We start from the raw sequence: 23,654 nt of genomic DNA on the forward strand, positions 1-23,654 counted from the left end.
CCTACTCAGCCCCGCCGACCTCGGCGGGCGCATGCTCGCGCCACACCGTGACGCGCGCGCCCCGGCCCGTCGCCGTCAGCCCGGCCAGGACCAGACCATGCCGATCGCTGCGGGCGATCGCCGCCCCGCCCCGGCTCGCCATCCCCAACGCCTCGTCGCGCGGGTGTCCGTAGTCGTTGTCCGCGCCGACCGGGATGAGGACGAGGGATGCGCCGAGGGCCGCGTAGAGCGCCGCTTCCTGGTCGGCCGAACCGTGGTGGGCGAGTTTGACGACCTGGTAGGGCGGCTGGAGCACACCGGACGCGAGCAGCGCCCGCTGCGCGCCCGCGCCCAGGTCGCCGAGCAGCAGCGTCCGCGGAAGGCCCGGTCCGCTGAGCTCGACGACGACGCTGGCGTCGTTGCCCGCGGGGAACGCCGCACTGTCGGCAGGCCACAGCACCCGCCAGGTCGCCTCGCCGAGCCCACCCCGCATCCCGGCCGTCGCCGACACCACCCGGTCCGCCGAGATGCGCCGGATGTCCCGTTCATCGCCCTCATCGGTCGCGGGACCGTGCAGGAGCAGTCCGACGCGTCCGGTCACCGCCTCCAGGCCTCCGACGTGGTCCAGATCGAAGTGGGTGAGCACGAGCACGTCGACCCGCTCGACACCGAGACGGTCGAGGCATCCGGCGACCGGCTCCGGCTCGGGCCCCGTGTCCACCAGCATCGTCGCGTCGCCGGAGCGCACGAGAACGGCATCTCCCTGACCGACGTCGCACATCGCGATGCGCCAGTCGTCCGGGGTCGACAGCGGGATCACCACGGCGGTCACCGCGAGCGCCCCCAGCGCGACGCCAGCGGCGATCGTGGTGACGCCCGCGCCCAGGACCCGGACGAGGCGGGCCGGACCCCTCCGGGCCCCCGGGACGAGGAGCACGGCTACCGCCCCTCCGACCACGGCCAGCAGGACGACTCCGACCGGCCCCTCCGCCCAGGGCACGGTGCGGACCGGGAGCGTCGAGACCAGCTCGGCGGTGGCCGCCACCCAGGCCGAGGGGAACCAGGCGAGTGCCGCGAGTCCCGCCTGCAGCACCGGCAGCGGTGCGGCCAGGCAGGCCGCGAGTCCCACCACGGTGGCGATCGGCGCGGCCGGCGCGGCCAGGACGTTCGCCACCACCCCGTAGGCGGCGACGCCGGGATCGATGAGCACGATCAGCGGACCGCAGGCGATCTGCGCCGCCAGCGGTACCGCGATGACCGCCGCGAGCGGGCGCGGCAGGTACCGCGACATGCCGGCGGCGAGCGGCGCGGCGAGCACCAGCAGAGCGCCCGTGGCCGCGACCGACAGGGCGAAGCCGAGCGACAAGGCCAGCCACGGATCCAGGGCGAGGAGGACGGCCACGGCCAGGCTGAGCACCGCCAGCCCGGCGCTCCGTCGGCCGAGCAGCAGCGCCAGCATCGCGATCGCGGCCATGGTGGCCGCGCGCACCACGCTCGGCTCCGGGGTCACCAGGATGACGAAGCCGATGAGTGCCGCACCGCCGATGACCACGCGGAGCGCTCGGGACGCTCCGCACGCCGCCGCGAGCAGGAAGGCCAATCCCACCACGATGGCGCAGTTCGCCCCGGACACGGCGGTGAGGTGGGACAGCGACGCGGTCTTCATCCGCTCGTCCAGCCGGTCGTCGACCTGGGCGGTGTCCCCCACGGCGAGCCCCGGGATGAGGTCCGCTCCCGGCCCGGGCAGCGTCGAAGCGGCGGCGGCCAGCGAGCCCCGTAGCCACGCCGCCGTCCCCAGCACGCCCGTGGCCGGCTCGATCGTCCCCGGTGTGTCGCTGATGCGCACCACCAGCACCGACCGCTCCCCCGGGTCGGCCCGGAACGCCGTCGCGTCGGCACGTATCCGCGCACCCAGGTCGATCCCGGTGGCGTCCTCGAAGAGGATCGTCACCGGCACGCCGGCGGGCAGTACCCGCTCCCCCGCGTGCAGCCGCTGCAGAACCGCATCGGCACGGTAGCCGACGGCCGTGCGCTCCACCTTCCCGGTCACCAGCGCGACCACCTCCAGCGCCCGCCCGGGCGCACCGGATGCCGCGGCCTCCCGGACCGGTGCGGCGAAGGATGCCGTGGACGCCGCGGCGGCGGCGAAGACGAGAGCGACCGTGATGACCGTCCGCACGGACGCCGCCCGGCGCCCCATCGGCACCCCGCAGACGGCGACGGCCACCGCGACCGCCGCCCAGGTCCCGACCGCGATCGGCTGCGCCCAGGCCGGGGAGAACGTGGTCAGAGCAGCCGCCGCCCACGCCGACGCAACGGCGGGAGCCAGTCGCCAGCATCGGCGATCCGGCCCGCTCACACGATGACCAGGTCGCGGAGACTCGCGAGCATCTTCTCGCCGATGCCGGGCACGGCGAGCAGGTCGTCGACGCTGGTGAACCCCCCGTTCGCCTCACGCCACGCGATGATCCGTTCCGCGATGGCAGGCCCGATCCTGGGTAGTTCGTCCAGCGCCGCCGCATCCGCCGTGTTGAGGTCGACTCTGCCGTCCGCGCGCGTCCCCTCGGCGGCGGCGGGCGTCTCCCCCACGAGCGGGACGCGCACCTGTTCGCCGTCCGTGACCGGGCGGGCGAGGTTGACGGCCTCGGCATCCGCGCCCTCGACCAGACCTCCGGCCGCCGCGACCGCGTCGAAGACCCGCGCCCCGGCAGCCAGCCGGTAGAGACCGGGGTCAGCGACCGCTCCGGAGACGTGCACGAAGAGATCCGCGGCGGAGACCTCTTCCGTCTCCAGGGTCGGGTTCGCGGCGAGCACCTCGGGCGCACCCGCCGAGCGCACCATCCCGACCGCGACCGTGACGGCCAGCGCGACGAGGACGATCACGACCACCGCACCGGCCCCCAGCCGGGAACGCGTCCGCTCCGGATGGTCTTGCGCGCTCATCACCCGGCCACGCTAGGACGGGCCCCCGCACGCGAAACGGCGCGCACCGTGTGCTGTGCACAGGCGGGGCGCGCCGTTCGCTGGGGAGATTACTTGGTGCTGAAGCTGACGACCTTCGGAGGACGGACGACGGCGCGGACGATCGGCCGGTCACCGAGCGCACGCTGCACCCGCGAGTCCGCGCGCGCGAGGCGCTCGAGTTCCTCGCCGTCGATCCGGGCGGGGACCTCCAGCGTGGCGCGCACCTTGCCGTCGATCTGGACGATCGCGGTGATCGTCTCCTCCACGAGCAGCGTCGCGTCGGGCTGACGCCACACGGCGATGCCCGCCGATGTGTCGTAGCCGAGGAGCGACCACATCTCCTCCGCCGTGTGCGGGGCGAACAGGTCGAGCACCATGGCGACGGCCTCCGTCGCCTCGCGGACAGCGGGGTCAGCCGCACCGGCACCGGTGTCGATGGTCTTCCGGATGGCGTTGACCAGCTCCATCAGGCGGGCAACCACGACGTTGAACTTGGTCTGCTCGATCAGCGTCGGGGCATCCGCCCACAGCCGGTGCGTGACGCGCCGGAGCGCGGCATCGCCCTCCGCCCAGATGACGTCGGCCGGGCTCGACACGTCGTGCGCGACGCGCAGCGCACGCGCGAGGAACTTGGTCGCGCCGGTGGTCGACACGTCCTTCCAGTCCTTGTCGTCCTCCACCGGTCCGGCGAACGCCAGCGCGACGCGCAGCGCGTCCGCGCCGTGGGCGTCCAGCTCCTCCTGGAACAGCACGAGGTTGCCCTTGCTCTTGGACATCTTCGCGCCGTCCAGGATCACCATTCCCTGGTTGATCAGGCTGGAGAAGGGCTCGGTGAAGTCGACGTGGCCCATGTCGTACAGCGCCTTCGTGATGAAGCGCGCGTACAGCAGGTGCAGGATGGCATGCTCCACACCCCCGATGTAGAAGTCGACCGGCGCCCACTTCTGCGCCTCACGGGCGGAGAAGGGCTCGGTCGTGTCTCCCGGCGACAGGAACCGCAGGAAGTACCAGGAGCTGTCCACGAACGTGTCCATCGTGTCCGGGTCCCGCAGGGCCGGCTCGCCCGTCTCCGGGTCGGTCGTGGTGACCCACTCGGTCGCACCGCCGAGCGGGGAGGTGCCCTTGGGGGTCAGGTCCAGACCGCTCGGGTCCGGCAGGCGCACCGGCAGCTCCTCGTCGGGGACCGGGACGATGCGCCCGTCCTGGGTGTGCACCATCGGGATGGGCGTGCCCCAGAAACGCTGGCGGGAGATCAGCCAGTCGCGCAGGCGATAGGTCTTCGCCGCCCGGCCGGTACCGGCCTCCGTCAGCTCGGCGATGACCCGCGCGATCGCGTTGCGCTTGCTCAGCCCGTCGAGGGAGCCGGAGTTGACCATCCGCCCCTCGCCGGTCAGGGCGACACCCGTCCGGGCGGGGTGGAGCTCGTCCAGTTCCGGCTGCCCCTCGAACGGATCGATGGGGTTGCCCTCGTCGTCCAGTTCGATCACCGGGATCGCCCCGGTCATCGGCGCCGTGGTGTCCACGACGACCCGGATGGGGAGGTCGAAGGCACGGGCGAAGTCGAGGTCGCGCTGATCGTGGGCGGGGACGGCCATGACGGCGCCGTGCCCGTAGTCGGCCAGCACGTAGTCGGCGGCCCAGATGGGCAGACGCTCACCGTTGACCGGGTTGATGGCGTAACGGTTCAGGAACACGCCGGTCTTCGGGCGATCGGTCGCCTGACGCTCGATGTCGGTGGCCTGCCGGACCTGGGCGAGATACGCCTCGAAGCGCTCGAGCGCTTCGTCGCCCGCGCCTGCGGCCAGCTCGGCGGCCAGGTCGGAGTCCGGCGCGACGACCATGAAGGTGGCCCCGTGCAGGGTGTCCGGACGCGTCGAGAAGACGGTGATCTTCTCCGCGCGACCCTCGATCTCGAAGTCGATGTCGGCGCCGATGGAACGGCCGATCCAGTTGCGCTGCATCTGGATGACCTTCTGCGGCCAGCGCCCCTCCAGCTGGTTGAGGTCGTCCAGCAGACGGTCGGCGTAGTCGGTGATCCGGAAGTACCACTGGGTCAGCTTCTTCTTGACGACCAGCGTGCCGCAGCGCTCGCAGTGTCCGTCGACGACCTGCTCGTTCGCGAGCACCGTCTGGTCGTGCGGGCACCAGTTGACCGGGCTCTCCTTGCGGTAGGCCAGGCCGCGTTCGAACAGCTGCTGGAACAGCCACTGGTTCCAGCGGTAGTACTCCGGGTCGCTGGTGTGCAGGACCCGGTTCCAGTCGAACGAGACGCCGTAGGCGCGCAGGCTCTCCTTCTGCTGGGCGATGTTGTCGTAGGTCCACGTCACCGGGTTGGCGCCGCGCTTGATGGCGGCGTTCTCGGCAGGCAGCCCGAAGGAGTCCCAGCCGATCGGGTGCAGGACGTTGTAGCCCCGGTGGCGCCAGAAGCGCGCCACGATGTCGGAGTAGAGGTAGTTCTCGGCGTGCCCCATGTGCAGGTCGCCGGACGGGTACGGGAACATCGCGAGCACGTACTTGCGCGGGCGCGTGTCGTCATCGCCGCCCGCACGGAACGGGTCCTCGGCGGCCCATCGCTGCTGCCACTTCGCCTGGATGGCGTGCACGTCGAAACCGGTCTCGGAGGGAGCGGTGGGGACTGTCTCGGACACGTGAAGACCAATCGATGGAGTCGGGAAGGTGCGCGATGCGCATCGTTCAGGTTACCTGACCGGGCTAAGCCCAGTCTGACGGAAGCTCCGCGCCGATCGCGCGCAGCGGCGTCGACGCCTTCAACGCCACCTCGGCGACCTCCGCCTCGGGCACGGACGCCCAGGTGATCCCGCCGCCCGCGCTCACGTACGCGCCGCCCGGGTGCGTCACGATCGTGCGGATCGTCATCGCCAGGTCGAGTCGTCCGTCGTCGCCGACCCACCCGAAGCATCCCGAGAACGCGCCGCGCGCGGAACGTTCGAGGCTGTGCAGGATCGTCATCGCCGAGAGCTTGGGGGCGCCGGTCATACTGCCCGCCGGGAAGGCCGCCGTCCACAGGTCGCCGACGGTCGTCCCCGGTCGCACCCGTCCGGCGATCGTGCTGACCAGCTGATGCACCGTGGCGTAGGTCTCCACATCCCAGAGCCGCTCGACCGTGACCGTCGCGGGGTCGCAGACGCGCGCGAGGTCGTTGCGCATCAGGTCCACGATCATCACGTTCTCGGCGCGTTCCTTGGGGTCCGCCCTGAGATCCGAGATCCGCGCGGCGTCCTCCTGTGCGGTCGCCCCGCGCGGACGGGTGCCCTTGATCGGGTGGGTGCGCACCAGCCCGTCCGAGGCCTCGAGGAAGCGTTCCGGGCTGGCGCTGATCAGCGCCACGTCACCGGTCCGGATGAGCGCGCCGTGGTGAGAAGGGGATGCCGCCCGGAGCGCCGCGTGCGCGGACACCGGGTCGATCTCGCCGGACACGCTGAACCTGGTCGTGAGACACAGGAGGTAGGCGTCCCCACGGCGGATGGCCGCGCGGCACGAGCGGATGAGGTCGGCGTACTCCCCCGCCCCCACGCGCGCCGCGGCCACGGCGCCCGCGGCGGGCGGCGTTCGCGGAGCGGGCTCGGGCAGCGCCCGCAACCGGGCCGCCACCGCGTCCGGCTCATGCCCGGTGACCCACACGCGGCGCGCGGCGTGATCGAAGGCGACGACGGTATCGACCCGCATCCATCGCTCCGCGGGAAGGGGCCCGTCCGAGGCGACGGGTGCGCCCGCATCCGCGGCCCCCCGCTCGTAGCCGATCCAGCCCACCCAGCCGCCCTGGAACGGCCCGGACGGGGCGACGGCGCCCGGCTCCCGCGAGACCGGGACGGCGCGGACGGCCGCCGGATCCGCGACGGTGCCCGTTCCCATCCAGCTCCAGCCGGTCCGGGCGTCGGGTCCGGCATCGAGCCAGAAGGAATCCGGTTCCTCCGCGAACAGGGCGTACGCCCGGGCCGGGTCTATCCAGGCGTCGACGGGCACGGTCGTGGCATCGGCGGGCACTCTCCCAGGCTAGTCACCCCGCGCCGGCCATATGCTCATGCCGTGAACGATGTGCTCACATGGATCCTCGACGCGGTCGGCAGCGTCGATCCCGTCCTGCGCATCGTGCTGGCCGGGATCGCCATCATGCTGGAGACGAGCGTGCTGGTGGGTCTCGTCGTTCCCGGCGACACGATCGTGATCGTGGCGGGCACGGCGATCGCCGGACCGCTCGAGGGCCTGTTCCTCGGGCTCGCCGTCGTCGTCGGCTCCCTGGCCGGCGAGAGCATCGGCTATCTGCTGGGCCGCCTCCTCGGACCGCGCATCCGGCGCTCGAAGCTCGGGCGACGGATCGGCGAGGCGAACTGGGCACGATCGGAGCGTTACCTCGAGCGGCGCGGCGGCGTCGCCATCTTCATCTCCCGCTTCCTGCCGGTCCTCCACTCGCTGGTACCGCTCACCGTGGGGATGAGCGGGTACTCGTACCGGCGTTTCCTCGCCTGGACCGCCCCCGCATGCGTGCTCTGGGCGACGCTGTACATCTCGATCGCCGCCGCTGCCGCCGGCACGTACCGGGAACTGGCCGACCGCATCCATTTCGCCGGCTACATCTTCGTCGGCATCATCGTGGTGTTCCTCGTCCTGATCTTCGTCGCGAAGAAGATCATCGAGCGGGTGGAACGCCGCCACATGGCTCCGCCCGAGTCCGAGCAGACATCGGACACGGCGGACGTGGAAGACTGAGGAGGTGGCCGTCTCCCCCCGTTCGACCCCGCCCGTGAAGATCCTGTGGCTCGCCCGTCTCGAACGCCGAGCCCATTCGTGGCGCGAACGGCGCGCACGTGCACGGGGGCTGAAGCCCTCGGTCGCCGCGTTCCCGGGGTACGGCTCGGAACGCTGGGTGCGGGTGCTCGGGCGTGTCCTCATCGCCCCGGCCGGGGCGGAGAAGAAGGCGGGCGAGTACGCGGGAGTGCGCGGATGGCGCAGTTTCGCGGCCGTCCCGGTGGGCTACGCACAGGTCACCGTGACGATCGACGGGGTCTCGCACGAGGTGGTCGCCGACCGCGGTGGCATCGTCGACACGGTGCTCCCCGCCCGTCTCGCACCGGGGTGGCGCGAGGTGCGCGCCGCGGTGGAGGGCGGCGAGCCGACCATCATGCGCGTCCTCATCATCGGCGACGACGCCCGCTTCGGTGTCGTCTCGGATGTCGACGACACGGTCATGGTCACGGCGCTCCCGCGCCCCTTCCTCGCGGCGTGGAACTCGTTCGTCCTCAACGAGCACGCCCGGCAGCCGGTGCCGGGGATGGCAGTGCTCCTCGAACGCGTCGTGCGCGAGCACCCGGCCGCCCCGGTCGTCTACCTCTCGACGGGGGCGTGGAACATCGCGCCGACCCTCACCCGGTTCCTGCGCAGGCACCTGTTCCCGGCGGGAGCGATGCTGCTCACGGACTGGGGTCCCACGCACGACCGCTGGTTCCGCAGCGGGCAGGATCACAAGCACGACAACCTCGAGCGGCTCGCGCGCGAGTTCCCTCAGATCACCTGGCTGCTCATCGGCGACGACGGCCAGCATGACGACGAGATCTACACGTCGTTCGCCGTCGAGCACCCGGACCAGGTCGCGGCCGTCGCCATCCGCCGACTCACCCCGGCGGAGGCGGTACTTGCCGGTGGGCGCACCGTCGTGGACGATCACTCCGCCGCCACGGTGCCGTGGGTGACCGGCGACGACGGCGCCGAGCTCCTCGACCGGCTGGCCGAGGTGGGGGTCCTCCGGGGCCCGCACAGCTCGTAGGCTGAGCGCATGTGTGGTCGATTCGTCGTGGCGAACGTCGGCTCCGAGCTGGTCGGCGCGCTGCGCGTCGACGTCGAGAACCCGGACCTGCCGCCCCCGTCCTTCAACATCTCGCCGATGAGCACCGCAGCGATCGTGCTCGACTCGGCCAAGACGGATCCGCCCACCCGCCGTCTCGAGCCCGCACGGTGGGGGCTCGTCCCCGGATGGGCCAAGGATCCCAAGATCGGGGCGAAGGCCTTCAACGCGCGGTCGGAGGAGCTCGAGGAGAAGCCGATGTTCCGTCAGGCGCTCGTCAAACGGCGCGCCGTGGTCCCGGCGACCGGGTACTACGAGTGGAAGCGCGCGGGCGACACCAAGACGCCGCACTTCATCCATCCGGCGGACGGCTCGCCGATGTTCTTCGCCGGCCTGTACGAGTGGTGGAAGGACCCCGCGAAGGCCGACGACGCCGCCGACCGATGGCTGCTGTCCTTCACGATCCTCACGCGTGACGCGATCGGTCCCCTCGGCTCCATCCACGACCGCATGCCTCTCTTCCTGGATGCGGACTTCGCGGATGCCTGGCTCGACACGGAGACCGACAACGTCGGGGATCTCCTGGACGCCGCGGTGGACGCCGCCCCCGATGTGGCGCGCACGCTCGAGGACCATGTCGTCTCCAGCGCCGTCGGGAACGTCCGCAACGACTCCCCCGATCTCATCGAGCCCGTGGCCGACGAGGGCTGAACATCGCCGTATCCTCGGGAGGTGAGTCTCGCCCCCGGAACGGTCCTCCCGCGCGACGTCTGGAGCGCCCGGGAGAGCGCGCACGCGGCGCGGGCGGACGCGCTGACCGCCGGCCGACGCGAGCGTGCGGCCACGGGCCGGACGCATCCGGTCGACGATTTCCTCTTCACCTACTACTCGTACAAGCCCGGGCTTCTCCGCCGCTGGCATCCCGGCGCGGGCACGACCCTCGCGGATGCGTCCACGACCCCGCGCGCGGGGTGGCGCTGGTACACGGACGCGGGCGCGGGCTCCATCCGTGCGGACGTCGAGGCGTTCCGTGACGAAAAGGCACCGCTCCTGCGCGCCATCGGGGCCATCCTGCGCGGATCGCTCGATCGTCCCGCGTCGTACGGATGCTTCGGGATGCACGAATGGGCGATGGTGTACCGCGATGGCAGCACCCGTCACGCCGTCCCGCTGCGTCTGGGGGCACGCGGCACCGACGAGGTCGTGGAATCGCACGACCTGCGCTGCACCCATTTCGATGCGTTCCGCTTCTTCACCCCCGAGGCGGTCCCGCGAAACCGCGAGTCGCTCGACCGCGCGTCGCAGGCGGCGCGGGAACAGCCCGGCTGCCTGCACGCCGGGATGGACCTCTACAAGTGGGCGGTGAAGCTCGGTCCGCTCGTCCCCGGCGACCTGCTCCTGGATGCCTTCGAACTGGCGCGGGACATCCGCGAGCTCGACATGCGCGCATCGCCGTACGACCTGACCGACTGGGGCTACAGCGCCGTGCCTGTGGAGACGGCTGCGGGGAAAGCGGAGTACGTCGCGGCGCAGCGCCGGTTCACCGAACGCGCGCAGCCGATCCGACGTGCACTGTCGGACCTGATCTGACCCTCAGACGCCCACTGGTTCGTCCTCGGCCTGGATCAACGCCGTCACCTCGTCGGCGCTCGCCCCTGCGGCCGTCACCAGATCGTGCACGAAGCCGAGCTTGCGGGCGACGGGCGGGACGATCTCGAACGGATAGAGATCGCCGTGGCCCATCGACCGGTTGATGCGGTTGAACGCCTGCGACATCCATTCCCAGTCGGCGAGCAACCGCTGCACCGGCTCCCGGGCGTACGACAGCAGCGGCACCACATCGGTGTCCCGCAGGTTCGTGACGCGGCTGTCCAACGACATCCCCACGGCCGCCGCGGTCTGCAGGGTCCCCGTGATGTGCAGATAGTGCGCGAACGTCTCGGCGAAGTCCTCCCACGGATGCATCGTGGAGTATTCGGAGATGTACGAGTCCGACCAGCCGGCCGGTGCGCCGGTGGAGTAGTGGCGCTGGAGCGCCTCCCGGTAGTCGACCCGCTCGTCGCCGAAGAACTCCCGGCACGTCTCCCAGGTCGCCTCGTCGGTGATGAGGACGTTCTGGAAGTAGTGGCCGACCTCGTGGCGCAGGTGCCCGAGCATCGTGCGGTACGGCTCGCCGAGCCGGGTGCGGAGCGCCTCACGGTGGTCGTCGAGGCTCTCCGCGAGATCCAGCGTGATGATTCCGGAGGCGTGGCCGATCGTCACGGGGCGTCCGAGGGAGATGCTCGAGAGCAGGTCGAACCCGAGGCCCTTGTTCCCCTCGTACCAGGGCTCCATCGGCAGCCCGAGATCCGCCAGCTGAAGGACGAGGCGGCGCTTGGACTCCTCGGTCTTGGCGAGCTTCTCGAGAGCGATCGTGTCCTGGGTGTCGGGCGTCTTGCGGGTCAGCCGGCACGAGAAGCAACGTCCCGACCCGGCGTGCTCGTGCACCAGCCAGTTGCATCCCCAGCCGCGCTGCGAGCAGGTGAACCATGTCTCGCCGTGGATGTCGGCCTTGCCGGCGCGCACGCCGAAGAACTGCCGAGTGCGGAGGTTGTAGGCGATCTCGGCACCGCACCGGGGACACTCCAGCTGGTCGAGGAAGACGAAGTGCCTGCAGTGCGGGCAGCGCGGCTGGGGTATCACCCCGTCACCCTAGCGGTACCGGCTCGGGCGTCGCGCCGAGATCCACAAGCCGCTTGTAGACTTGTCGGATGCCACCCCGCGAGGCTTCCTCCGCTCTGGCCGCCGAGCTCCTGGAAGCACTGCGCCCCCTGAGCGACCGTCTCGCGGCTGTGCGCACGCTCTCCGCCGGGAAGATCGGCATCCTCCGTCAGCTGGCGATCCGCGGCAGGGCGACGACGTCGGACCTCGCCGGCGAGGTGCGCGTCAGCCAGCAGGCGGTGTCGCTCGCGGCGCGCGAACTCGAAGAGCTCGGGTACCTCGCCCGGTCCCCCGATCCGGACGACCGGCGCCGCACGTGGCTGTCCCTCTCCGAGGCGGGCCATCGCCGGCTGGCGGACGAACTGGCCGCAGGCAGCTCCTGGCTCGCGGCAGCGATCGAGGACTCCCTGACCGCGGCACAGCGCCGCGAGCTGGCGGCGGCAGTGCCGGCCCTGCGTGCGCTGGGCCGGGCGAACGCCGATGACTGATCGCGGACGCCCGCTCGTCCCGGCGCTGATCTACGCGGCCCTGTCCACCGCGATCGTCAGCTCGCTCGGGATGCTGCGCGTGCCGTCGAGGAGCCGACCACACGGTTCGATGTCACGGGTGCCGTCCTCCTGGCCGCGGGTCTCGGCGTCGGGATGGGCACGAGCTACGCGGCGATGCCGGCTCTCATCGCACGGGCGGTGGCGGAGCTCGGGAGTTCGGTCAGCTTCAACCAGGTCCTGCGCACCGTCGGCAGCTCCTTCGGCACGGCGATCTCCGGCGCTGTGATCGCGGTCAACCATTCGGCCGACGGCCGTCCGACGGCGACGGGCATCTCCGCGACCTTCGGGATCGGCGCCAACGTCTGCCTCGTCGTCTTCGGCGATCTCCTGGCACACGCCGTCGTCGCCGGTCCGCGCTCCGACCCGGCAGGATCGTCCCGCTCATCGCATCGGCGACTCTCCCGGGCGCTGCCCGCCCCCCGCGCCCCGCAGCGCCTAGGCTGGCGCCCGATGAGCAGGATCAGTGTGGTCGTCCCCTCGTACAACGATGCCCGGATGCTGGAGGTCTGCCTGACCGCGCTGGCGACACAGACCCGAGCCCCGGACGAGATCATCGTCGTGGACAACGGCTCGACCGACGACACCGTCGAGGTCGCCCGCGCAGCCGGCGCACGAGTGGTGTCCGAACCGCGCCGCGGCGTGCTGCGCGCCACGGCGTGCGGCTTCGATGCGGCGGTGGGCGACATCATCGGCCGGCTCGACGCCGATTCCCGTCCCGGCCCGGAGTGGACGGCACGGCTCGAAGAGCTCTTCTCCGCCGACCCGACTCTCGACGCCGTCACCGGCACCGGCGCGTTCTACGGTCGCGGACCGGTCTGGCACTTCGTCGGGAGGTACCTGTACCTGGGCGGCTACTTCCTGTTCATGGGCGCCGCGATGGGGCATCGCCCCGTCTTCGGGTCGAGTTTCGCGCTGCGGCGCCCTGCCTGGCGCGACGTGCGCACGCGCATCCATCTCGACGATCCGCGGATGCACGACGATCTCGACATCAGCTTCGCGCTCGGCCCGGAGATGGGGGTCGCGTACGACCCGGCCCTCACCGTCCTCGTCTCGGCCCGACCGTTCGACACGTTCTCCGGCTTCGTCCGCCGCGCGTCGTGGGGCTTCCACGTGGTCGCCGTGAACTGGTCGGACATCGGGTGGCTGCGCCGGCTGTGGCTCAGCGCTCAGGGACAGCGCCGCCGACGCGCACGGCGCCGGGTCATCGCCCGTAGTGCGTCAGCATCGCTTCCGTGAGCTGGTGCGGGGCCGACTCGCACGGACTGTGCCCCGTCTCGATCACGACCAGGGTCGCCCCCATGCGCTCCGCGAAGTCGCGGTGCAGCGCCACCGGCCAGATGTCGCCGCTCCCCGTGGCCAGTAGGATCGGCAGCCCGGTGGCCCGCAGTGCGTCCGCGAGGTCGGGCGTGTGCTTCATCAACCAGAAGATGTCGTCCACGCTCGCAGGACGGGTGAGCGCGAAGCGCGCACGCACGAAGACGGCACGGTCGCGGGGACTGCGATGCAGGTTGTTCCGGACCCCCCACATCATCAGACGTGATTCGATGCGCGCCGGGATGGGGCCGCTGAACGGGCCCAGGATCTTGAAGGCGCGGAGCGCCTGGCCGGCGATCGGCGGGGCGGACAGGAGCGTGAGGCTGGAGAACAGTTCGGGGCGGGCCACGGCGGCAGCGGCGGTGACGGTGCCCGCGAAGGAGTAGCCGAGGACGTGGGCGGGCGTCGAACCGGTGGCGAGCACGGCGAACAGATCGTTCACGAAGAGGTCGAGCGTGTAGTGCTTCTGCGGCGGATGCAGGTTCTCCGGCCCCGCGGCATGGGACTCGTACTGCCCGGCCATGTCGTACGCCTCGGCACGGTACCCCGCGGCGGACAGCAGCGGCAGCATCCGCACGAAGTCCTCCTTGGACCCGGTCACCCCGGGCACCAGGACCACCCTCTCGCCGTCGACGGGCCCCATCGAGATGCGGGCGAGTCTTCCGCTCGGAGCGTCCACGTCGTCGCGCTCCGCGCCGGGCGGGAGCACGCTCCAGTCGATCTCCTCCATGGCGGCATCGAGCCGCTCTGCCCGGCTCATGACGGCCGGAGCTCCCCCATCTTCCGCGGCTGCACTCACGTGAGGAATCCTAGAAGGTCGGTGACCCGTCGCGCTGCGCCTCGCCGTGCTCCCGCGGTGTCACCGGCCGGCTCCGACGAAAGAGGATGATGGATCCATGCCTGCCACCCACCGTCCCGGGCTGAGGGTCAGCGCAGCCCTCACCATCCCGGAGTCGGAGTTGACCTGGCGCTTCTCCCGGTCCTCCGGCCCGGGTGGACAGGGGGTCAATACGGCGGACTCCCGGGCTGAACTCGTGTGGGACCTCGGACGCTCCCGTGCGCTCTCCCCCGTGCAGCGTGACCGGTTGCGGGCACGTCTCGCCGGCCGCCTCGTCGATGACGCCCTCACCATCACCGCATCCGAGCATCGCGCGCAATTGCGCAACCGTGATGCCGCACGGGCTCGGCTCGCCGCCGTGGTCGCGGACGCGCTGCGGGCGCCCTCGCCCTCCCGACGTGCGACGAGGCCCACGCGTGGCGCCACCCAGCGGCGGCTGACCGCGAAGAAGCAGCGTACCGACGTGAAGCGTCTCCGCCGCCCTCCCACCGACTGACCGTGCGGCCCTCCGCGCAGTGCTGTGGTTTCTCGTGCCGGTGTCCGATGGCCGGTGCGCGATCATCCCCGCGGAACTAGGGTGGCCCATGTGAAGCGAATCTGGCCCCTGCTCGTTGCCGGCGTGGTGCTCGGCGTGGTGGGCCTGGTCTGGACGCTCCAGGGTCTCGACGTGCTGCGCGGCTCGGTCATGAGCGGCTCCTCACTGTGGGCCGTTGTCGGTCCGATCGTCCTGCTCTGCGGCATCGTCCTCATCGGCATGGCGATCGCCCGGCGCCGTCGGCGTTGACCCGCTGCCCGGGTCAGGGCTGCACGATGCCCTCCCGGATGCCCCAGAGCACCGCCTGCAGGCGATCCCGTGAGCCGGTCTTCTGCAGGAGACCGGCGAGGTGGTACTTCACGGTCGTCGGTTCGACGAACAGGCGACCGGCGATCTCGGCGTTGGAGAGCCCCTCCGCGAGCAGCCGCAGCACTTCCTCCTCACGGTCGGTGAGGTCGCTCGACCCGCGGTGCTGATCGGAGCGCGCCGCGCGGCCCCGGCGATGGGCGACGAACTCGTGCAGGATGCGGCGGGTGAGGCGCTGATCGAGGGTGCCCTCCCCTGCCGCCACCGACCGCACCGCCGACGCCAGGGTCTCCTCGTCCGCGCCCTTGAGCAGGAATCCCGCGGCGCCGGCATCGAGCGCGGCGAACACGTCGTCGTCGACGTCGAACGTCGTCAGGACGAGCACATCCACGTCGAGGTGGGGGTCCGCGGTGATCTCCCGTGTCGCGGCGATGCCGTCCATCACCGGCATCCGGATGTCCATGCAGACGACGTCCGGGCGGAAGGCGCGCGCCAGGCGCACGGCTTCCGCGCCGTCGGCGGCCTGTCCCACGATCTCGATGTCCTCCTCCGCTCCGAGGATCACCGCGAGTCCGGTCCGGACGACCGCCTGGTCGTCCGCGATGAGGAGTCTGATCACGTCGCGTCTCCCTCGCGCTCCATGGGGATGGTGAGCCGGTTGCGCCAGCCGCCGTCCGGCCGGGGGCCGGTCTCCAGGCGCCCACCCACGAGGTCGGCGCGCTCCCGCATCCCGGCGATCCCGTACCCGGCCGCGGCACCCGGCGATGTGGTCCGGGTCCGGCCCGGACCGTTGACGACGAGCAGCTCCACGCCCTCCGGCCGGTAGTTCACGCTGACCCGGCAGACGGTGCCGGGCGCGTGACGCGCCGCGTTCGCGAGCGACTCCTGCACCATGCGATACCCCGCGGTCTCCGCCAGTGGCCCGAGGGGCTCGGCCCGCCCGGTCTCCTGCAGCCGCACGTCCTGGCCACGCTCGCGGGCGGCGGCGGCGAGGGCGGGGATCTCCGCCAGAGCGGGGACGGTCCCCGGTGCCGCCCCCGGCGACGACTCCTCATCGTCGTCGCGGAGCAGCCCGACCGTGCGCCGCAGGTCCGCCAACGCTGTGCGGGCGTTCTGCTGCAGCGCGCGCAGCGTCTCGCGCGCCCGGTCGGGGTCGGTGCGTGTGAGCGCTGAGGCGGCCTGGGCACTGACGATGATGCCGCTGAGGTGGTGACCGGCGATGTCGTGCAGTTCACGGGCGAGGGCGGTCCGCTCGGCGCGGATCGTGCGCTCCGCCGCCGCGCTGCGCTCGCGTTCGGCCGCCTCCTCCTGGTCGCGCATCGCGCGCGCCAGACGTTCCCGCCCGACGACGTACTCGGCGGTCGCCGCGGGCAGCGCCGACAGCAGGACGAGGCGCGCCGCCGCGACCAGGAGGGTCGTCGAGAGGAGGTCCCCGCCCGACGCCATCGCGAAGGTCCCGACCAGTGCCGTGGCCACCGCCGTGCCGGCGACCGCGGCATAGGCGGTACCGCGGTGTCCGCCGTGCCGCACCGCACCGTAGGTGGCGACGGTGACCGCCAGTGCCCCGATGCCGAGCTGCCCGGCGCTCGTGGCGAGGATGACGAGATCCAGGAGCACGACGCCCGTCAGCACCAGGATCGGCGCGCGGCGGCGGAACAGCAGAACGCCCGCCTGGAGGGCGACGATCGCGCCGTGCACCCCCGCGGGAACCGACGAGGGCGTGGGGTCGTCGCCCATCCCCCCGGACAGTTGCACCCCGACGTAGCCGATCCCCACCGCCAGGACGAGGAGGGGGACGAGCGCCGCACGGAAGGCGCCTGCGAGATCCGAGCGAGAGGGTCTGCGCATGCAGAGAGTAAACCATGCCGGATGCGGCACCGCGTTGCGGTGTCCGGCATCCGGCATGGCGGGGTGGGTGGAGGTTCTCGGCACGGTGGCTCAGATGTCCCGTCGACGGACGACCGCACCGGCCGCGATCAGGGCGACCGCCGTGATGCCGACGAGGATCCCCCCGGCCACGAGCGGCGGCAGGAGCGAGGGCGCCGTCCCGATGGCCGCGTTGGCCAGCGCGACCGGAAGCACCTGCGTCCAGACCGGCACCGTGCCGGCTGCCATCTGCGTCACCCCGGCCACGAGCGGCTCGGAGAGCATCACAGTGAGCACGATGAGGACGCCGGCCAGCTGGCTGCGGGTGAGGATCCCGATGGCCAGGCCCAGCAGCACGAGGCAGGTGACGACGATCGCGCCCCGGCCGAGCACGGCGGCGGCCTGCCCGATGTCGAGCGTGAACGGGGTACCGGACACGGCCAGGGTGACCAACAGGACCGCAGCACTGGTGAGGACCAGCACGGTGCCCAGGACGAGCCCCGAGATGCCGGAGGCGGCGGCCTTCGCGGTCAGGATCGGCCAGCGACGCGGCGCGGCGAGGGCCGCTCCGACGATGCCGCCGAAGCGGTAGTCGCTCGTGCCGGCGAGCACGCCGAAGATGGCGATCGCGAGGATGGCGATCCCCACCGAGCCGCCGCCCATGGAGGCACCGAGTGGGCTCAGCGCATCCAGCTGACTGGCCGCGGCGGAGAGGTCGAAGCCGCCCATCTCGTCAGCCGCGCCCTCGACACCACCGATGTCGCCTCGCACGATGGCGGGCAGGAGCGCCACGAAGGCGAGCTGCGTGACGACCAGGCCGGCCAGGGCCAGGAGCGCGGTGACCTTCGCCGACGTGGTGCTGACGAGGTTCAGGAGTTCTGCGCGGACCATCAGCGCACCCCCGTCCGGTCGCCGGCGACAGCGAGGTAGAAGCCCTCGAGGTCACCGTTCGATGCGGCGAGCGCCTCCTCCAGCGAGGACGCGGCCGCGACACCGCCGTCGACGATCATCACGATGTCGTCGGCGATGTCCTGCACGTCCGCCAGCAGGTGGGACGAGAGCAGCACCGTGCCGCCGGCATCCGCGAACGAGCGCAGCCGCTGTCGGAGCCAGTGCATCCCGCTGGGATCCAGACCGTTCGCCGGTTCGTCAAGGACGAGGATCTCCGGGCTGCCGAGGAGCGCCGCAGCCAAGGCGATGCGCTGGCGCATCCCCAACGAGTAACCACCCGCGCGGCGGTCGGCGTCCGCGGTCATCCCGACTTCGGCGAGCACCTCCTCGATGCGGGACGCGGGGATGCCGGCTCGGGCGGCGACGATACGCAGGTGCATGCGTCCCGACCGGGCCGGGTGGAGACCGCCCGAGTCGAGCACGGCACCGACCGTGCGACCAGGCGACTCGAGTTCGCGGTAGGGACGCCCGAGGACGAGGGCGGATCCGGATGCGGGCTGGGCGAGGCCCAGCAGCATCCTGATGGTCGTGGTCTTGCCCGCACCGTTCGGACCGAGCAGGCCCGCGACGCGGCCTCGGCCGACGGAGAAGCTGACATCGTCGACGCGTACCTGGCCGCGGAAGCTCTTCCGCAGGGCACGCACCTCGATCGGGGGTGAGTATGTCTTGTTCATGACCCCAGCCTCGCGGCCGCAGTCTTCCGGCGCCCCGGCCGGGGGGACAGTCACGACTGGCCGGACGGACAGTCCGCCCAGTTGAGGGATGGCGGGCCGGGCGGGCGAACGTGGCCCTTTCCGGACTCTGGGGCGAGAATACCCAGCAGGGCAGCCGTCGGGTGCTCGCGCCGCCGGCGGACCTCCGTCTGCGGAACCGGTACCGGAGACGCTGACGAAGGAGTCACGATGCCCGCTCCCCCCTCCCGCGAGCACAGCGCCCCTACGGCCATCGCCGTACGCGGAGCGCGGGTGCACAACCTCAAGGACATCGACGTGGACGTCCCGCTGAACTCCCTCGTGTCCATCGCGGGCGTGTCCGGATCCGGCAAGTCGTCCTTGGCGCTCGGCGTCCTTTACGCCGAGGGGTCCCGGCGCTACCTGGCTGCACTGTCCACCTACACCCGGCGCCGGCTCACCCAGGCCGCCCGGGCCGAGGTGGATTCCGTGGAACACGTGCCCGCCGCGCTGGCGCTGCGGCAACGGCCGGGGATCCCGGGGGTGCGGTCCACATTCGGAACCTCGACCGAGCTGCTGAACAGCCTGCGCCTCATCTTCTCCCGACTCGGCCGCCACGAGTGCCCGAACGGGCATCACCTGGAACCGACGATCGACGTCGCCCTGGATCTTCCGCTCACGTGCCCCGTCTGCGGAGCGGTGTTCGCGCCGCCCAGCGCGGAGTCCTTCGCGTTCAACGGCGGCGGTGCGTGCCCGCGCTGCCAGGGCACGGGCATCGTCCGGGAGGTGGATCCCACCGCGCTCGTCCCGGACGAGACTCTCAGCATCGCCGAGGGCGCGGTCGCTCCGTGGGGGATGTTCGGCCTCGCCGCCAACGCGCAGGCGGCAGCGGCGATGGGCGTACGCATCGACGTCCCCTTCGCCCGGCTCACCGATCGCGAACGCGACATCGTGTTCCACGGTCCGCCCGAGCAGCACCAGATCCTCTATCCGGCCAAGAACGGCAAGCTGTTCGACCTCACGGTGACGTACCGCAACGCCACCCTCGCCGTCGAAGAGGCGCTCAAGAAGGCCGCCACCGAGAAGGGGCTCGCCCGGATCGAGCGCTTCCTCCGCGTCCAGACCTGCCCGGACTGCCACGGCAGTCGGCTCTCCCGCCGCGCCCGCTCCACGACGGTGGACGGGATGGACCTCGCGCAGGCCGGCGCGCTGACGCTGGCGGAGCTGACCCACTGGGTGCCGAACATCCCGGCGACCCTTCCCACGAACATGGTCGCGATGGCCGACAGCATCATCACCCAGCTGCAGGAGACCGCCCGGATGCTGTTGCGGCTCGGCCTCGGTTACCTCTCCCTCGATCGGGCGTCCGCGAGCCTCTCCACCGGGGAACGCCAGCGGGTGCAGCTCTCCCGTGCGGTGCGCAACCGCACCACGGGTGTGCTCTACGTCCTGGACGAGCCCTCCATCGGTCTCCATCCCTCGAACATCGACGGTCTTCTCGGGGTCGTGCGCACCCTGCTCGACGACGGGAACTCGGTGGTGATCGTCGACCACGACGTCCAGGTGCTGCGGGAATCGGATTGGATCATCGAGATCGGCCCGGGATCGGGGACGGAAGGCGGCCGCATCCTCGCCTCCTGCACCCTGGCCGAGCTGGCCGGCAACCCGGCCTCGAAGATCGCCGGGTTCATCGATCGCAGCGAGGAGGACGTCGTCCGCCACGCGTCCTCGGCCGAGGAGATGTTCGCCCACGGGCGGATCCACCTGGCCACCGCTCCTCTGCACACCGTCCGGGCGCTCGAACTCGATATCCCCCAGGGGCGACTGATCGCCGTCACCGGGGTCTCCGGCTCGGGGAAGACGACCCTGGTGCTGGAGAGCCTCGTCCCCGCGCTGGCGGCTCGAGCGGCCGGACGGCGCCTGCCCACGCACGTCAGGGACCTGGATGCCGGCGGGATACGGCGTGTCAGCGTCGTCGACGCCTCCCCCATCGGCATCAACGTCCGCTCCACGGTCGCGACCTACAGCGGCGTGCTGGACGATCTGCGCCGGGTGTATGCCGCGACCCCGGAAGCGAAGCGCCTCGGTCTCACCGCCGGCGACTTCTCCTACAACACCGGCAGCCTGCGGTGCCCCGAATGCGACGGCACCGCGCAGATCTCGCTCGACGTGCAGTTCCTGCCCGACGTCGACATCGTCTGCCCCGCGTGCAGCGGTTCGCGCTACGCGCCTGCTGCGGACGGGATCCGCCGCCGTGCGCGTCACGCCCCGGAGGACGACCCCGGGCTGTCGCTGCCCGCGCTTCTCGCGATGACGGTGGAACAGGCGCTGACGCACGTCACCGATCTCAAGAAGGTGCACTCGAGGCTGCAGCTACTCGCGGATCTCGGCCTCTCGTATCTCACGCTCGCCGAAGCCACCCCGGCGCTCTCCGGCGGTGAGGCGCAGCGGCTGAAACTCTCCTCCGACCTGGATCGCGACCAGCACGACACGCTGTTCGTGCTCGACGAGCCGTCGATCGGTCTGCATCCGCTCGACATCCGCGTCCTGCTCCGTGTGTTGCAACGCCTTCTGGACAACGGCGCGACCGTCATCGTCATCGAGCACGACATCGACATGATCGTCAATGCCGACTACCTGATCGACCTCGGCCCCGGGGGCGGCACCGCCGGCGGGCGGATCGTCGGGACGGGCACGGTGGACCAGCTCGCCGCCAACCCGGCGAGCATCACCGGTCGTTACCTGCAGGGCTCCTGAGCCGGGCGCCCACCGGGCTCTCGTCCAGGCGTCGCAGTAGCTCGGCCACGTCGGCGTAGACCGCGATCGCTCCGGAGTCCGCGAGTTCCCGCTCCCCGCGTCCGCCGGTGAGGACCGCGATGGTGTCCACACCGGCCTTCCGCGCCGCCTCGACGTCCCAGCGGGTGTCGCCCACCATCAGGGCTTCCCCGGCGGCTACCCCGGCCTTCTGCAGCGCCACCGAGATGAGGTCCGGTTCCGGCTTGGCGGTCTCGACGTCGTCGCTGTTGGTCGTCGCGTCGATCAGCTCACCGGCGTCCAGGACCTCGAGCAGCATGTCGAGCTCCTCCTGCGGTGCGGAGCTGGCGAGCACGACCTTCAGCCCGCGCTCGCGCACCGCCCGGAAGAGTTCGTGGACGCCGTCGAAGCGGCGCAGTCGCTCGGCGGATGCCGCATAGTGCTCGCTGTGCAGCTCCTTCGCGCGCTGCACCGCGTCGCTGTCCGCGCGCTCGCCGAACAGGCGTTCCAGAAGCTTGCCCGAGTCGAGGCCGATGCCTTCGTGCACGTGCGCCGCCTGGGCGGACTCCCCCGCTTCCGTGATACCGCGCGTCCAGGCATCGACGTGCAGGTAGTTAGAGTCGACGAGCGTCCCGTCGATGTCGAAGAGGACGGCTTTCAGTCGTGGCGTCTCACTCATGCCGACACGCTAACCAGGACGGGCCCCCGCCGCCCGGGGGTTGCATCGGCGCGAATTCCGGTGGACCTGAGACGGCTGGTCGGTGACATGAGAGTCGGGTCCCGGCGACACTCGTGAGTCCGCTCGCGCGTGACTGTTGCCCGTCCGGGCGCGGAGGTCGACATGACGCTGACACTTCGGTACTCACCGAAAGACTTCGGTCCTATCGTCATGCCATGACGACCCACACATATGAGAGCGCACTGAAATGGCGCGGACGGACACGAGACTACGAAGGATACGAGCGTCGCCACGATGTGACGATCGCGGGGACGGAGCTGGCGGTGAGCGCGGACGCCGCGTTCCGAGGAGACGCGGTTCTTCCCAACCCGGAGCAGCTCATCGTCGCCGCGGCCAGTTCGTGCCAGCTTCTCTCCTTTCTGGCGGTGGCGGCCCTCGGCGGGGTCGACGTGGTCGAGTACCGGGACCGTGCCTACGGTGAGATGCCGGCGAGCGGAGACCCGATGCATCTGACTCGCATCGTCCTTCGTCCGCACATCGCCATCGTCGGCGCGAGCGTCGCACGTGTCGAGCGGCTCGTCGGCATAGCGCATGCGCAGTGCTACGTCGCGAACAGCCTCATCACCGAGGTCGTCGTCGAACCGTCCGTCGAGGTGAGGTGATGTTCGATATCGAGGTATCCGTCCCGCGGGGTGCGGAATCGCTCGTGCAGATCGCGGACATACTCGGCGCCGCCGAGGTCGGGCTCGAAGGGGGTGGCATGTGGTCCGGGGTGGCGCACTATCTGATCGCAGAACCGGACGCAGCGACTCTCGCCCTCGCAGAGGCGGGATGGGGAGCCGCCATCGTCCGTCCGGTCGTCGTCGCCGAGCTGCATGCCGATGTTCCTGGCGCTTTGGGGCGGATGATGCGGGTGCTGGTCGATGCCGGCATCGCACTTCACGCGCAGTACAGCGATCATGACAATCGGAAGGTGCTCGTGGTCGACGACGTGGAGCGCGCCCGCAGGGCGCTGGGCGGAGGATGAGAGCATGGATGGAGAGCCCGACATCGCGATACCGGCGCGCGCCCTGGGTGACACTGCGCGGGGCCTCATCGCCACTGCGCTGCTCGGCAACCGACAGATACCCGCGGGCGAGTTGGCGCGGACCGTCGGCGTCTCGCCCTCGACGGCGAGTGAGCATCTCCGGGCGCTTCGGGAAGCGGGCCTCGTCGAGGTGGAGCATCGCGGCCGCAACCGGTTCTACCGTCTCGCCAACCAGGACGTCGCGCGCGCTATCGAAGCTCTGCAAGCGATAGCGCCGACGAGCCGGGTTCGATCACTACGGCAATCGACCATTTCGATGGATCTCCGAGTCGGTCGAACCTGCTATGACCACCTGGCCGGTGAAATCGGGCTGCGAATCACAGACCTTCTGGTGGTTGCCGCGGTTGTCCCCGCACTCACGGTGGGCGCCGTGGCGGAAGCTCCGCACCCGTTTCCCCGAGGCGCCACCGTAGAACGGCTCGGACTGCGCGCCCCAGAGGGGCGACGCCCGTGGGCACGGGGTTGCCTCGACTGGAGCGGACGACGCCCGCATGTCGGCGGACAGCTGGGAGCACAAGTCCTGGAAAGCCTCGAAGCCGACGAATGGGTGGTCAGGAGGAGGACCAGCCGAGCCGTGCGTCTCACCCCGCGCGGCGAGAGTGCCCTCGAGTCGCTGGAGAAACAGGTCGCGCGGCACACAGTCCGACGTTCGCCCGGTTGAG

At 71.2% G+C, this 23,654-nt stretch carries 23 protein-coding genes; 12 read left to right on the forward strand and 11 right to left on the reverse strand.

Going from position 1 to position 23,654, the window contains the following annotated elements:
* Nucleotide 1 precedes the first annotated feature (1 nt).
* The 4 genes from F6J84_RS08615 to F6J84_RS08630 all read right to left on the reverse strand — a co-directional run bounded on the left by F6J84_RS08615 (nt 2) and on the right by F6J84_RS08630 (nt 6,948).
* Nucleotides 2–2,338 (reverse strand): ComEC/Rec2 family competence protein, encoded by a 2,337-nt coding sequence (locus F6J84_RS08615; protein ID WP_238702423.1) that lies wholly within the window; start codon nt 2,336–2,338, stop codon nt 2–4.
* Nucleotides 2,335–2,922: a ComEA family DNA-binding protein gene (locus F6J84_RS08620; RefSeq protein ID WP_150973007.1), complete on the reverse strand. Its 588-nt coding sequence runs from the start codon at nt 2,920–2,922 to the stop codon at nt 2,335–2,337. The genes F6J84_RS08615 and F6J84_RS08620 overlap by 4 nt, the downstream gene beginning before the upstream one ends.
* Before the next feature lie 89 nt (nt 2,923–3,011).
* Nucleotides 3,012–5,591 (reverse strand): leucine--tRNA ligase, encoded by a 2,580-nt coding sequence (gene leuS, locus F6J84_RS08625; protein ID WP_150973009.1) that lies wholly within the window; start codon nt 5,589–5,591, stop codon nt 3,012–3,014.
* Nucleotides 5,592–5,655: 64 nt separating this feature from the next.
* Complete coding sequence (locus F6J84_RS08630) at nt 5,656–6,948, reverse strand: anthranilate synthase component I family protein (protein ID WP_150973010.1); 1,293 nt, start codon at nt 6,946–6,948, stop codon at nt 5,656–5,658.
* Nucleotides 6,949–6,990: 42 nt separating this feature from the next.
* Between F6J84_RS08630 and F6J84_RS08635 the strand changes: the two genes are divergently transcribed.
* From F6J84_RS08635 to F6J84_RS08650, 4 genes are read left to right on the forward strand one after another with little or no spacing between them, the layout of a single operon-like run.
* Nucleotides 6,991–7,671: a DedA family protein gene (locus F6J84_RS08635; RefSeq protein WP_150973012.1), complete on the forward strand. Its 681-nt coding sequence runs from the start codon at nt 6,991–6,993 to the stop codon at nt 7,669–7,671.
* 4 nt (nt 7,672–7,675) lie between these two features.
* Nucleotides 7,676–8,725, forward strand: coding sequence for an App1 family protein (locus F6J84_RS08640; RefSeq protein WP_238702424.1), 1,050 nt, complete (start codon nt 7,676–7,678; stop codon nt 8,723–8,725).
* Between the two features lie 9 nt (nt 8,726–8,734).
* The gene (locus tag F6J84_RS08645) at nt 8,735–9,454 is read left to right on the forward strand and encodes an SOS response-associated peptidase (protein ID WP_150973014.1); all 720 of its coding nucleotides are present in this window, start codon (nt 8,735–8,737) and stop codon (nt 9,452–9,454) included.
* A 21-nt stretch (nt 9,455–9,475) separates the two neighbouring features.
* A complete protein-coding gene (locus F6J84_RS08650; RefSeq protein WP_150973015.1) occupies nt 9,476–10,333 on the forward strand; it encodes a 3-methyladenine DNA glycosylase in 858 nt (285 codons plus the stop codon).
* A gap of 3 nt (nt 10,334–10,336) precedes the next feature.
* Here the strand turns inward: F6J84_RS08650 and F6J84_RS08655 are convergent, their stop codons facing one another.
* The gene (locus F6J84_RS08655) at nt 10,337–11,425 is read right to left on the reverse strand and encodes a zinc-binding metallopeptidase family protein (protein ID WP_238702425.1); all 1,089 of its coding nucleotides are present in this window, start codon (nt 11,423–11,425) and stop codon (nt 10,337–10,339) included.
* 68 nt (nt 11,426–11,493) lie between these two features.
* Here F6J84_RS08655 and F6J84_RS08660 point away from each other — a divergent pair, with 68 nt between their 5' ends.
* Nucleotides 11,494–11,931 (forward strand): MarR family winged helix-turn-helix transcriptional regulator, encoded by a 438-nt coding sequence (locus tag F6J84_RS08660; RefSeq protein ID WP_150973017.1) that lies wholly within the window; start codon nt 11,494–11,496, stop codon nt 11,929–11,931.
* A gap of 174 nt (nt 11,932–12,105) precedes the next feature.
* Nucleotides 12,106–13,227 (forward strand): glycosyltransferase family 2 protein, encoded by a 1,122-nt coding sequence (locus F6J84_RS08670; protein ID WP_238702426.1) that lies wholly within the window; start codon nt 12,106–12,108, stop codon nt 13,225–13,227.
* On the opposite strand, the gene F6J84_RS08675 is transcribed toward F6J84_RS08670, so the two are convergent.
* Nucleotides 13,193–14,065, reverse strand: coding sequence for an alpha/beta fold hydrolase (locus F6J84_RS08675; RefSeq protein WP_150973021.1), 873 nt, complete (start codon nt 14,063–14,065; stop codon nt 13,193–13,195). The genes F6J84_RS08670 and F6J84_RS08675 overlap by 35 nt on opposite strands.
* A gap of 136 nt (nt 14,066–14,201) precedes the next feature.
* Here F6J84_RS08675 and arfB point away from each other — a divergent pair, with 136 nt between their 5' ends.
* Nucleotides 14,202–14,639 carry an alternative ribosome rescue aminoacyl-tRNA hydrolase ArfB gene (gene arfB / locus F6J84_RS08680; protein WP_150973023.1) on the forward strand — a complete coding sequence of 146 codons (438 nt, stop codon included), beginning with the start codon at nt 14,202–14,204 and terminating at the stop codon, nt 14,637–14,639.
* A gap of 90 nt (nt 14,640–14,729) precedes the next feature.
* Nucleotides 14,730–14,927, forward strand: coding sequence for a hypothetical protein (locus F6J84_RS08685; RefSeq protein WP_338037199.1), 198 nt, complete (start codon nt 14,730–14,732; stop codon nt 14,925–14,927).
* 13 nt (nt 14,928–14,940) lie between these two features.
* Here F6J84_RS08685 and F6J84_RS08690 read toward each other — a convergent pair whose 3' ends face one another.
* The 4 genes from F6J84_RS08690 to F6J84_RS08705 all read right to left on the reverse strand — a co-directional run bounded on the left by F6J84_RS08690 (nt 14,941) and on the right by F6J84_RS08705 (nt 18,475).
* A complete protein-coding gene (locus F6J84_RS08690; RefSeq protein WP_150973025.1) occupies nt 14,941–15,603 on the reverse strand; it encodes a response regulator transcription factor in 663 nt (220 codons plus the stop codon).
* Nucleotides 15,600–16,832, reverse strand: a complete 1,233-nt coding sequence (locus F6J84_RS08695; protein ID WP_191905618.1) for a sensor histidine kinase — start codon at nt 16,830–16,832, stop codon at nt 15,600–15,602. The genes F6J84_RS08690 and F6J84_RS08695 overlap by 4 nt, the downstream gene beginning before the upstream one ends.
* 90 nt (nt 16,833–16,922) lie before the next feature.
* Nucleotides 16,923–17,741: a hypothetical protein gene (locus F6J84_RS08700; RefSeq protein WP_150973029.1), complete on the reverse strand. Its 819-nt coding sequence runs from the start codon at nt 17,739–17,741 to the stop codon at nt 16,923–16,925.
* Nucleotides 17,741–18,475, reverse strand: coding sequence for an ABC transporter ATP-binding protein (locus tag F6J84_RS08705; RefSeq protein WP_150973030.1), 735 nt, complete (start codon nt 18,473–18,475; stop codon nt 17,741–17,743). Before F6J84_RS08705 ends, F6J84_RS08700 begins: the two co-directional genes overlap by 1 nt.
* A 228-nt stretch (nt 18,476–18,703) precedes the next feature.
* On the opposite strand from F6J84_RS08705, the gene F6J84_RS08710 reads away from it, so the two are divergent.
* On the forward strand, nt 18,704–21,229 hold the full coding sequence (locus tag F6J84_RS08710; protein WP_150973032.1) for an excinuclease ABC subunit UvrA: 2,526 nt from the start codon (nt 18,704–18,706) through the stop codon (nt 21,227–21,229).
* Here F6J84_RS08710 and F6J84_RS08715 read toward each other — a convergent pair.
* Nucleotides 21,201–21,905, reverse strand: a complete 705-nt coding sequence (locus F6J84_RS08715) for an HAD family hydrolase (RefSeq protein WP_150973034.1) — start codon at nt 21,903–21,905, stop codon at nt 21,201–21,203. The genes F6J84_RS08710 and F6J84_RS08715 overlap by 29 nt on opposite strands.
* Before the next feature lie 215 nt (nt 21,906–22,120).
* Between F6J84_RS08715 and F6J84_RS08720 the strand changes: the two genes are divergently transcribed.
* The 3 genes from F6J84_RS08720 to F6J84_RS08730 are packed head-to-tail and all read left to right on the forward strand — an operon-like array spanning nt 22,121 to nt 23,653.
* Nucleotides 22,121–22,567 (forward strand): OsmC family protein, encoded by a 447-nt coding sequence (locus tag F6J84_RS08720; protein ID WP_150973036.1) that lies wholly within the window; start codon nt 22,121–22,123, stop codon nt 22,565–22,567.
* Complete coding sequence (locus tag F6J84_RS08725; RefSeq protein ID WP_150973038.1) at nt 22,567–22,932, forward strand: amino acid-binding ACT domain-containing protein; 366 nt, start codon at nt 22,567–22,569, stop codon at nt 22,930–22,932. The genes F6J84_RS08720 and F6J84_RS08725 overlap by 1 nt, the downstream gene beginning before the upstream one ends.
* Nucleotides 22,933–22,936: 4 nt before the next feature.
* A complete protein-coding gene (locus F6J84_RS08730) occupies nt 22,937–23,653 on the forward strand; it encodes an ArsR/SmtB family transcription factor (protein WP_191905619.1) in 717 nt (238 codons plus the stop codon).
* Nucleotide 23,654 lies beyond the last annotated feature (1 nt).

This window comes from Microbacterium caowuchunii (genome assembly GCF_008727755.1).
Classification (GTDB): domain Bacteria; phylum Actinomycetota; class Actinomycetes; order Actinomycetales; family Microbacteriaceae; genus Microbacterium; species Microbacterium caowuchunii.